We start from the raw sequence: 10,423 nt of genomic DNA on the forward strand, positions 1-10,423 counted from the left end.
CAGTGGTACTGCCACCTCTTCGCGCGGGAGCAGCCCGACCTCAACTGGGACAACGAGGAGGTGCGCCAGTACTTCCTGGACACCCTGCGCTTCTGGGCCGACCGAGGCGTCGACGGCTTCCGCATCGACGTCGCGCACTCCCTCGCGAAGGACCTCTCCCACCCGCTGCGCAGCCAGCCGAACCTCGATGGCCTGCTGCCCCTGGACGGCTCGGACCCGCTCTACGACCGTGACGAGGTCCACGAGATCTACCGCTCGTGGCGCAAGGTGTTCGACGAGTACGACCCGCCGAGGATGGCCGTCGCCGAGACGTGGCACCCCGCCTCCAGCCGCACCTACCTGTACGCCCGCCCGGACGAGCTCGGCCAGATCTTCGACTTCTCCCTGCTCAAGGCAGAGTGGCACCCCGACCAGTTCAAAGCCGTCATCACCCGCTCCATCCAGGAGCACGCCGACGTCGGGGGAGCACTGACGTGGGTGCTCTCCAGTCACGACGTGCCACGTCATGCCACCCGGTACGCGCTGCCCATCGGAACCGACCTCGACGCGTGGCTGCGCAGCGACGGCAAGCACTTTCCGCTCGATCCGCAGACTGCCGCACGCCGAGCGCGCGCCGCGACCGTCATGATGCTCGCCCTGCCGGGGTCTGCCTACCTCTACCAGGGGGAGGAGCTCGGGTTGCTCGAGGTCGCCGACCTGCCGACGGCGGCCCTGCAGGACCCCGTCTACGAGCGCACCGGTCACCGCCTCAAGGGCCGCGACGGATGCCGGGTCCCGATCCCCTGGACGCCGACGGGACCATCGTTCGGCTTCGGCAGCAACGGGTCCTGGTTGCCACAGCCGCATTGGTTCACCGACCACGCGGCCTTCTCCCAGCGGGGCGTTCCCACCAGCTCGCTCGAGCTCTATCGAAGAGCGCTGACGCTGCGTCGTGACCTTGCGCGATGCGAGGACTTCCGGTGGACCCAGACCGGCGACCCACAGGTGCTGTGCTTCGCTCGCTCCGATCGGTGGCACTGCGCCATCAACTTCTCGGCACACCCGACCACCGTTCACGGGCGGCTCATCCTGAGCAGCGAGATACACGGAAACCCCTCCGCGCCAACGACGTTCACCCTCGCTCCGGAGTCCGCGGCCTGGTTCGAGCCTCTGCCCCCGCCGTAGCGCGCCCTGGTCACGTCCTCGAGCGTGTGGACCCGCACCTGCGACCAGTCAGGCGAACACCTGGACCCCAGCTCGTTCGCCCACGAACGCCCACACGGTGCCCCGGCCTCTCCACTCAGATTGCGGCTTGCCGGGGACAGGGCGCAGGTACGTTGGGTAGATGCAGACCATCAATCTTGGAAGGGCGGATGGGCTGCCGCCGGTGGATTGGGACGCGGTTGTTGCCAAGCTCGACGCGGGTTCGGCGCCGGCTCCCGACGCAGCGAACACGCGGACGACGTGGCTGTGCACCATCAACGAGGACGGCAGTCCACACGTGACCGCCGTCGGTGCGGTCTGGGTGGACGGCGCGTTCTGGTTCCAAACTGGCGGCGGTACGCGCAAGGGCCGCAACGTCGCGCGCGATCCTCGGTGTTCTGTTGCGGTGTCGATCCGTGACGCGGACGTGGTGATCGAGGGTGTCGCAAACCGGGTGACCGAGCCGGGCCAAGTGGCACGCATCGCGAAGGCCTGGGCGGACAGCGGTTGGCCGGCGGAGCCCGACGAGAGCGGGTCGGGCATCACCGCGCCGTTCAACGCGCCGTCCCAAGGACCGCCGCCGTGGAACGTCTATCGCATCGAGCCCCGCTCGGCCACGGTGGTCCTCGCGACGGAACCGGGCGGCCTGACCCGCTTTCAGTTCTGAAGCGTCACCGCCGAGGTTGACCATCTTGCGGGACGGGCATGCCTTGGCTGAGTGCGTCACTTCTCGTCGTCAGGGCGTACAGCGGCCAGAGCCGTCCCCGCGATGCTGCGCCGTTTCCGCCACGCCGTGCCAGGACACGCGCGTCGCACACGAGGCCAGGTGATCGCGGACCGGCAGTCTCGCCAGTGGGCGACAATGCTCGGTGTCGATCCTCTTCCGGTTGGAGGCCTGGTCGTGCCGCTCAGCGATTTTCCCGTCAGAGCGTCCATCGCGGTGTCTGACATCGGACGCGCCATCGCGTTCTACGAAGGCCGACTGGGCCTGCGGGCGGTGGAGTCAGGCCCCAGCGCGACGATCCCGGACGGCAGCCGCGTGTACGCCTGCGGTGGCGGCTGCCTGCTCAACGTGTACCAGTCGGCAACAGCGGGAATGTCGTCGGCGACTGTGGCCACGTGGTACGTCGACGATCTGGCCCGGGTGGTCGACGAACTGGCGGCGGTCGGTGTCGAGATGGTCCGGTACGACGAGTACGAACATGACGCGAACGGGATCGGCCCTCGAGCCGGTGGCGGTCACATCGCGTGGTTCCAGGACCCCGACGGCAACACGTTCGCGATCGAGGCCAGCGCCTGAGGCCCCAGCGCGAGGGCCCGCGGGTTCCGGCCCGTGCCAAGACGCCGCCTCCCCCGCAGCTGCGCTGCTACCGGCCCGAACCGGTCGATCAGTGCAACGCGACATGGCCGACCCATTTGACTTCAACTTTGATTGAGGTTCGAGGGTGGTAGCTGAACGGGCGGGCTCCGCCGCCTGTGACCCGAGAGTTAGGGGACGAGCGATGCGCGCAGTTCGGGTAGCCGAGTTCGGAGGACCCGAGGTCCTGGTGCCTGTGCAGATGCCAGATCCCGTGGCCGAAATCGGGGAGGTCGTCATTCGGGCCGAGGCCATCGACACCATCTACCTCGAGACGCAGATCCGCGGCGGCTGGGGCGAGGCGTTTGGGATCGAGCCACCGTACGTGCCGGGCGGCGCGGCCGCCGGGACGGTGGTGTCGGTGGGCCCTGGCGTGGATCTGTCATGGGTGGGTCGTCAGGTCCTGGCCGGGGCCGGGACCAGGGGGACGTACGCCGAGCTGGTCCGCACCAGCATCGATCGGCTGGTGCCCGTGCCGCACGGTCTCGGCGTGCGGCCGGCGGCTGCCTTGGCCCACGACGGCGTGACCGCCATGGGAATCCTGGAGGGGCTGACGATCAAACCGAGCGACCGGGTACTCATTCTGGGTGCGGCGGGCGGCATGGGGACTCTGCTGGTCCAGCTTGCACACGCAGCGGGTGCTCAGGTCGTGGGGGCCGCCCGCGGGCCGGAGAAGCTGGATCTCGTCAGTCGACTGGGCGCCGACGCGGTGGTCGACTACTCCGGCGACACCTGGCGTGAGCACGTACTCGAGGCCCTCGGCGGGCTGCCCGTCGACGTGTTGCTTGACGGGGTCGGAGGCGAACTAGGGACCGAGGCGTTCGAGCTGGTGGCCCACGGTGGCCGCGCATCGGTCCATGGCGCAGCGAGCGGCGGCTTCGCCGAGCTCGATCCTGCGGATGTCGAGGCACGGGGCATTGTGGTGCGGGGCATCGCCGGCCTGCAGTTCGAGCCGGCAGACATGGTTCGGCTGGCCACGAGCGCACTCGCGAAGGCAGCGGCCGGTCGACTGTATCCGTCGATCGGGCGGGAGTTCCCTTTGTCCGAGGCAGCCGATGCGCACCGGGCGATCGAAGCTCGTGCGGTCCCCGGTAAGTCTCTGCTCATCCCATAGGCAGACGTCGCGGAGCGGTGCCCATCCGGGGCATCCAGGTGTGTACGGTGTGAACACAGCTCGGCTGATCCGCTTTCCCGGGCGGACCCCGGCCGGCTGGCCCCTGGGTCCGCCGATCACACATGGAGGCAGGCAATGAGGCTTCTGCTCACCTCTGGCGGCGTCACCAACCCGAGCATCCGCGATGCGTTGGTGGATCTGCTGGGCAAGCCGATCGCCGACTCGAGCGCCCTGTGCATCCCGACCGCGCAGTACGGACACCCGTGGGTCGGCCCTGGCGTCAAGGCGTGGCAGTTCATCAGCGGTAACTCCGAGAACCCGATGGTCGAACTGGGGTGGAAGTCCGTCGGTGTTCTGGAGCTCACCGCACTGCCGAGCATCGACGAGGAGCGGTGGGTGCCCCTGGTCCGGGACACGGATGTGCTGCTCGTGGCGGGCGGCGACGTTCTCTACCTCTGCTACTGGATGCGGCAGTCTGGTCTTGCCGACCTGCTTCCGTCGTTGAGCGAGACGGTCTGGGTCGGGTTGAGCGCCGGGAGCATGGTGCTGACCCCCGAGGTCGGGGAGGACTTCATCCAGTGGCGACCACCGAATGGGGACGCCAGCACCTTGGGCATCGTCGACTTCTCGATCTGTCCCCACCTGGCTCCGGACGGCATGCCGGGCAACTCCATGGCCGAGGCGGAGCAGTGGGCGGCCGGCATCTCGGGTCCGGCCTACGTCATGGACGACCAGACGGCCATCACGGTGCTCGACGGTACGGTCCGGGTCGTCTCAGAAGGGCAGTGGAAGCTGCTCGCATAGCCGGCCGTCGACCTCCTGGCTGCGGAGGGCGTTGTTGCCCATGGCCTGCTGGATGGGTCGATCCGCCGGTTGTCGGCACTCGTCCGTGCGGATGACCGGACGCGGTGCGTAAGGTTCACCGCGACAACGCCGGCAGGAGGCAGGGCATGGATTCGTCGGGTGAACGCGAGCTCCTGATGTTCAGCATCACGCCCCCACGGGCCTCGACGCCGCCTGAAGAGGCTCATCGAATCGCACAGGTGACCATCGATCGACTTCGCCATCTGAACCTCGACGCTCTCATCGTCTACGACATCGACGACGAGAGCGACCGCAATCGCGACGAGCGCCCGTTTCCCTACCTGCCGACGCAAGACCCCGGTGACTTCCACGCGCAGCACCTCACGGACTGGGACCGCCCCGTCGTCGTCTACCGCTGCGTCGGCAAGTACGCCAAGAGCGACCTCGAGGCGTGGCTTGCTGCACAGGACCCTCGGCAGGTGAGAACGGTGTTCGTGGGAGCGTCCTCGAGCTCGAAGCGGGTTCTGACCACTCTCTCCGAGGCGCATGACGTGTGGCGCAGCGTTCGGCCCGAGCTGCCGATGGGCGGAGTGGCGATACCGGAGCGACATTCGAGCACCGGCCGGGAGCACGAGCGGATGCTGCGCAAACAGCACGACGGTGCCTCCTTCTTCGTCACGCAGGTCGTGTACGACGCACCCGCAGCCATGAGCATGGTCTCCGACTACCACTACGCCTGTGTCGATGTCGGGGAGGAACCGGCGCCGGTGATCTTCACGCTCTCGGTCTGCGGCTCGCTGAAGACGTTGGCGTTCCTGGAATGGCTTGGAGTCGACATTCCGCGCTGGATGCGCAACGAGCTCGAACGGTCCGACGATCCCCTGTCGGCCTCGTTCGACTACTGCTTGGCCACCGCCAGGGAGCTGGCAACCTTCTGCCGCCGCCTCGGCACCCCGTACGGGTTCAACGTCGAGACGGTCTCCATCAGGCGCACCGAGATCGACGCCGCCGTGCGCCTTGCCGAGCGCCTGCAGGCATAGATCGCGGAAACAGTCCGCCGGTAACCGAGCGATCCCCGAGCGTCACTCGCACAGGGACCTGAGGCGATGCCAGCCTCGTCGCCTCTGAACCAGCCGCGCGGGCACGACGTACTCGTTCCATCACGGTGGGTCACTCTGCGCCGCCGCAGGGACGCGAGCGACGTCCGAAGGGAGGGAGCTCGGTTGGGAACGGGCACGGATCGGCTGCACCTGAGAGCCTCGCCCCCAGGTTCTCCTCGCACGCCCGGTCCGACCGCGTTCGAGCAGCCGACGCCGCCCATCTTTCTGAGGGCGGCTGCTGCGCGACCAGGTAACCAGCCCGCGCTGGACGGGGTCCGTGGGGTGGCAATTCTCCTGGTCCTCGGTCAGCACGCCCCCACCAGGCCCTTGATCGACGGGTTCGTCGGCGTGACGGTGTTCTTCTGCCTGTCGGGGTACCTCATCACCAGCCTGCTGGTCCGCGAACTCCACACGGGAACCATCGACGTCCGGGCGTTCTACCGCCGGCGCGCGGCGCGCCTCTACCCGGCCTTGATGACTGTCACGGCGACGACCATCGTGGTGCTGCTCGTAGGCCAGCACGAATTGAGTGTCGGGCAGGTTCTCGCACCCGCCGGAGCAGCTGCAACCTATACGACAAGCCTCTTCGACTGGGTCGGCCACCCCTTCGCCACTCAGGACTACTTCAACTACACCTGGACGCTGTCCGTCGAAGAGCAGTTCTACCTGTTGTGGCCGTTCGCGCTGCTCTGGGTCTATCGCCGCAGTCCACGGCTGTTCGCCGCGCTCACCGTTTCGCTCATCGGGATCACCCTGGCGCTCGACCTCGTCCTCGGCCTGACTCAAGACATCCATTTCGACCCGCACGAGTATTTCGGGACCGACACGAACGCGCTGCCGATCCTGGTCGGCTCGGTGCTCGCCGTCGTCCTTCACAACGGCTGGCTGTCCGGAGCGGTAGAGCGGCTTGCACCCTTCGCGATGCTGGCGGTTGCCCTCCTGCCTGCCCTGGCCAATCGCAACGACACGAACCACACCTCATTGGCGACCGTCGCGGGGACCGGGCTGACGCTGGTGATCCTGGCCGGTGTCGTGACGCGGCCGGGCTCGGCGGTCGGACACCTGCTGGCGAGCGCTCCGCTGCGGTTGCTCGGCGAGCGGTCGTACTCGGTCTATCTCTGGAATGTCCTGGCGAGGATCGCAGTACTCGATCTGTTCGGACACTCGGTGGTCGGTGACGTCGTCTGGGTCGCCATGTTCCTCGTCCTGGCCGAGGCGAGCTTCAGGTTCGTCGAGCGCCCGCTACGCGCGAGGTTTGCGCGCCGGCCTGCTGCATCCGGGGCAGCGTGACCCCGACAGGATGGGCGGTGACGGCCTTGGTCGCCCTGGCAACCGGGTTGGCCGTCGCTGCGATGACGCTGGTGCCCTGGCGGGTGGCACGCCCGAGCGACGCCGCCCGAGCGGCGGCGCTGGGCGACATACCCGCAGACGTGGTCACCAGAGGTCGGGCACTGCACGCTGCACTTCGCCCGAGCTCCTACGGTTCTCTGCTGGCCGGACTGGCGGCGGCGCTGCTGCTCGGTCTCACCCCGGCCGGTGCCCGCATCGTCGCCTGGGCGGCGCGGCCGTTCGGCGGACACTGGCTGGCCGAGGCCGTGCCGGGCGGCCTCGTCGTCCTGATGCTGCTCTGGCTGGCGCCGTTGCCCTTCGCCGCGTGGCGCCACACCGTCCTCCGCGACTACGGCCTGTCCACCCAGACCTGGCGCGGCTGGGCGGTGGACCTGCTCAAGAGCGGTGCGGTCGGCGTCGTGACGGGAGCGGTCGTCCTCGCCGGGTTCTACACGGTGACCCGGCTGGCGCCGGACTGGTGGTGGGCGTTCGGCGCCGCGGGTGCCGCGGCCCTGGTGGTCCTGCTGTCCTTCGTCTTCCCCATCCTCGTCGAGCCGGTGTTCAACAGGTTCACTCCGATGCCGGCAGGGCCGTTGCGTGACGAGCTGCTCCTCATGGCGGCCCGGGACGGCCTGCGGGTGCGAGAAGTGCTCGTCGCCGACGCGTCCCGACGGACCACCGCGCTCAACGCGTACGTCTCCGGCTTCGGTGCCACCCGCCGCATCGTCGTCCACGACACCTTGCTGCGCGAGACACCTGCCGGCGAGGTGCGCAGCGTCGTTGCCCATGAGCTGGGTCATGCCAAGCACCGCGACCCCGAAGGGGGCACGTTGCTGGGTGCGATCGGCGCCGCGGCGGCGGTCGTGGCGCTCTACCTCGTGGGCCACTGGGATGCCCTGCTTCGCCGAGCCGGAGTGGACGCCATCGGCTCACCGCGAGCGATCGGCCTGGTCCTCGCCGTCGGGGCGCTGGTGGGCCTGGTCACCGGCCCCATCCAGGGCCTCGTCTCCCGCCGGGTCGAGGCCCGTGCCGACCGGCACGCGCTACGGCTGACCCGTGACCCCGCCGCGTTCGCTGCGGTGCAGCTGCGGCTGGCGACCGTCAACATCGCCGATGTCCACCCGCCCCGCATCGAGTACGTGCTGTTCGCCACGCACCCCGACACCCTGGAACGCCTCGCCGCCGTCAGGGAGCCAGCGGGGCGCCGACGAGGCACCTGACAGGCGCTCATCAGCAGTCCTGCCAACTCTTCGTCAGATGGCGCGAATGCGGCCACGGCCACGAGCGTCGAGCGGGACCACAACCCGCCGCGAGCCCGGCCAGTGCCTCACCGCAGGTCTGGCGTGGTGGCGGCCGGCTCGTGGTGTTCGGGGCTCTCGCGTCGGGCTGCGTGTAGGCGCGCGTGGGTGATCGCCTCGGGGGTGGTGGCGAACAGGTGCCGCTCGTGGGCGAGCTGCTCGTAGACGCCGAGCCGGTGCAGCACCTTCTGGTGGGTCGGGCGCACGCCGGAGAGCATGACCGTGACGCCGCGAGACTCGAGCCGGCGGATGGTGTCGGCCAGGACTGCGGCGCCGGTCGCGTCGATCACGCTGAGCCGGGACATGCGCAGGACCACCACCCGCACGTCACTGACCTCCGAAAGCTCCAGCAGGAAGTCGTGCGCAGCAGCGAAGAAGAGCGGCCCCTCCAGGCGGTAGGCGACGATGTGCTCGTCCAGCAGCGCCTGCTCCTCATCGAGGTGCCGCTCATCCTCGAGGGGTACCTCCTCGAGCTTCGCGACCCGGGCAGCCTGGGACAGGGCGAAGCCGCCCGCCACGACGAGCCCGAGGATGACGGCCGTGACCAGGTCGAAGACGACGGTGGCAACGGCCGTGACCATCAGGACGATGGCGTCACCGCGGGTCGCCCGCAGCAGGGCCCGGACGCTGGAGACCTTCACCATCTGCACTGCCGTCGCGATCAGGACGCCCGCCAGCGCGGCCAGCGGGATCATCGAGACCCAGTGGGCCGCGACGAGCACGATGACCAGCAGGAGGAGCGCGTGGGTCACGGCGGCCGCCCGCGACGCGGCGCCGGTGCGGACGTTGACGGCGGTGCGGGCGATCGCCGCCGTAGCCGGGATGCCGCCGAGGATGGGTGAGGCGACGTTGGCGAGACCCTGTCCGAAGAGCTCGCGGTTGGAGTCGTGACGCTGGTTGACCGTCATCCCGTCGGCGACGGAGGCGGACAACAGGCTCTCCAGCGCCGCCAAGGCCGCGACGGCGACGGCGGGTAGCACCAGTGCGTCCCAGTGCTCGAAGGACGGCAGGCCCGGTGCCGGGATCGTGGAGGGGATCGCGCCGATCGGCTCCGCGCCCAGGTGCAGCACACCGTTGAGCGCCGTTGCGACCACCACCGCGATGAGAGAGAAGGGCACGCCGGGACGCAGTCGAGCGCCGATGAGGATCGTCGCAGCAGCGGCGGCGGAGATCCCGATCGAGGACCACAGCGGGGCATCGAGACCGGCAGACAGCGCAGCCCCGGCCAGAGCCAGCACCTTGTCTGCGTGCACGTGCACCCCGAGCGCCGAGGGAAGCTGCTGCAGGCCGATGATGACCGCGATGCCGATGGTGAAGCCCTCGACCACGGGGACCGGGACATACCGGATGAACCGCCCGGCCCTCACGAACGCCAGGCCCACCAGGATCAAACCTGCCAGCAGGCCGACCGCCAAGACGGCCTGGGTGCCGTACTGGCCGATGATCGGGACCAGGACGACGGTCATCGCCCCTGTCGGGCCGCTCACCTGAACGTGACTGCCTCCGAAGAGCGCCGCGACGGTGCCGGCGACGATCGCGGTGATCAGCCCCGCGCCCGCGCCCATGCCGGAGCTGGCACCGAAACCCAGGGCCAGGGGGAGCGCCACGAGGCCGACGGTCACGCCGGCAAGGACATCCCGACGTGGCTGTCTGCGCATCGCTGCCCAGTCCGCCCGACGCGGCAGCAGCTGCTGCAACCTGGTCTGGGCCTCGGACCAGCCGGACCGGAAGGCTGCTGCCGTCGACGCCCGTGCTGATCCCCCGGATGTGCTCACCACTGGGCCTGGTCCGCTTCGCGGGCCAGCGCGGCCTCGACCTCCGACTGAGCCGTCGCAATCCGTCCCATCACCTGCCGGGCGGCGAGCAGCATCTCGCGCACCTCGGGCACCGACAGGGCATACAGCACGTCGCCGTCGGCACGGCGGGAGACCACCAGGGACGCTCGGCGCAGCACCGCCAGCTGCTGTGAGAGGTTGCTCGGCTCTACGCCGATCTGTGCGAGCAGCTCGTGGACAGCATGCTCACGCTGACTGAGCAGCTCGAGAATCCGGATGCGGGCCGGGTGACCCAGGGTCCGGAACAACTCCGCCTTCGCCTGATAGAGCGGTACTGCCACCGACCCACCCACCTGTCGAGTTTTGCACTTGAAGAACTTTGCAATCCAATACGATACCTCACTGCCGGATCGGGCTTGTAGCCGTGTGTCGGAGCCTCAGGTGCGTGCCGCACTGTCCACGAC

Annotated in this window: 10 protein-coding genes; 8 read left to right on the top strand and 2 right to left on the bottom strand. The window is 69.0% G+C overall.

The window, feature by feature from the left end; all coding sequences use genetic code 11:
• The 8 genes from ACR9ZK_RS18350 to ACR9ZK_RS18385 all read left to right on the top strand — a co-directional run.
• The coding region (locus ACR9ZK_RS18350; protein WP_481343400.1) for an alpha-amylase family glycosyl hydrolase at positions 1 to 1,164 on the top strand (1,164 nt) is incomplete at its 5' end.
• A gap of 160 nt (positions 1,165 to 1,324) precedes the next feature.
• Positions 1,325 to 1,849, top strand: coding sequence for a pyridoxamine 5'-phosphate oxidase family protein (locus ACR9ZK_RS18355; RefSeq protein ID WP_481343401.1), 525 nt, complete (start codon positions 1,325 to 1,327; stop codon positions 1,847 to 1,849).
• 159 nt (positions 1,850 to 2,008) lie between these two features.
• The gene (locus ACR9ZK_RS18360; RefSeq protein ID WP_481343402.1) at positions 2,009 to 2,482 is read left to right on the top strand and encodes a VOC family protein; all 474 of its coding nucleotides are present in this window, start codon (positions 2,009 to 2,011) and stop codon (positions 2,480 to 2,482) included.
• A 247-nt stretch (positions 2,483 to 2,729) separates the two neighbouring features.
• Positions 2,730 to 3,653 (top strand): zinc-binding dehydrogenase, encoded by a 924-nt coding sequence (locus tag ACR9ZK_RS18365; RefSeq protein WP_481343403.1) that lies wholly within the window; start codon positions 2,730 to 2,732, stop codon positions 3,651 to 3,653.
• Positions 3,654 to 3,788: 135 nt separating this feature from the next.
• Positions 3,789 to 4,457: a Type 1 glutamine amidotransferase-like domain-containing protein gene (locus ACR9ZK_RS18370; RefSeq protein WP_481343404.1), complete on the top strand. Its 669-nt coding sequence runs from the start codon at positions 3,789 to 3,791 to the stop codon at positions 4,455 to 4,457.
• Positions 4,458 to 4,561: 104 nt separating this feature from the next.
• Positions 4,562 to 5,497: a methylenetetrahydrofolate reductase gene (locus tag ACR9ZK_RS18375; protein WP_481343405.1), complete on the top strand. Its 936-nt coding sequence runs from the start codon at positions 4,562 to 4,564 to the stop codon at positions 5,495 to 5,497.
• A 66-nt stretch (positions 5,498 to 5,563) separates the two neighbouring features.
• Entirely contained in the window at positions 5,564 to 6,847 is a 1,284-nt protein-coding gene (locus tag ACR9ZK_RS18380) for an acyltransferase family protein (protein WP_481343406.1), read from the top strand.
• Between the two features lie 140 nt (positions 6,848 to 6,987).
• On the top strand, positions 6,988 to 8,106 hold the full coding sequence (locus tag ACR9ZK_RS18385) for a M48 family metalloprotease (RefSeq protein WP_481343407.1): 1,119 nt from the start codon (positions 6,988 to 6,990) through the stop codon (positions 8,104 to 8,106).
• 107 nt (positions 8,107 to 8,213) lie between these two features.
• Here ACR9ZK_RS18385 and ACR9ZK_RS18390 read toward each other — a convergent pair whose 3' ends face one another.
• Together ACR9ZK_RS18390 and ACR9ZK_RS18395 are read right to left on the bottom strand one after the other, a co-directional pair.
• Entirely contained in the window at positions 8,214 to 9,842 is a 1,629-nt protein-coding gene (locus tag ACR9ZK_RS18390) for a SulP family inorganic anion transporter (protein ID WP_481343409.1), read from the bottom strand.
• Between the two features lie 113 nt (positions 9,843 to 9,955).
• On the bottom strand, positions 9,956 to 10,300 hold the full coding sequence (locus ACR9ZK_RS18395; protein ID WP_481343408.1) for an ArsR/SmtB family transcription factor: 345 nt from the start codon (positions 10,298 to 10,300) through the stop codon (positions 9,956 to 9,958).
• Positions 10,301 to 10,423 lie beyond the last annotated feature (123 nt).

This window comes from Monashia sp. HAY1-5C (genome assembly GCF_056755255.1).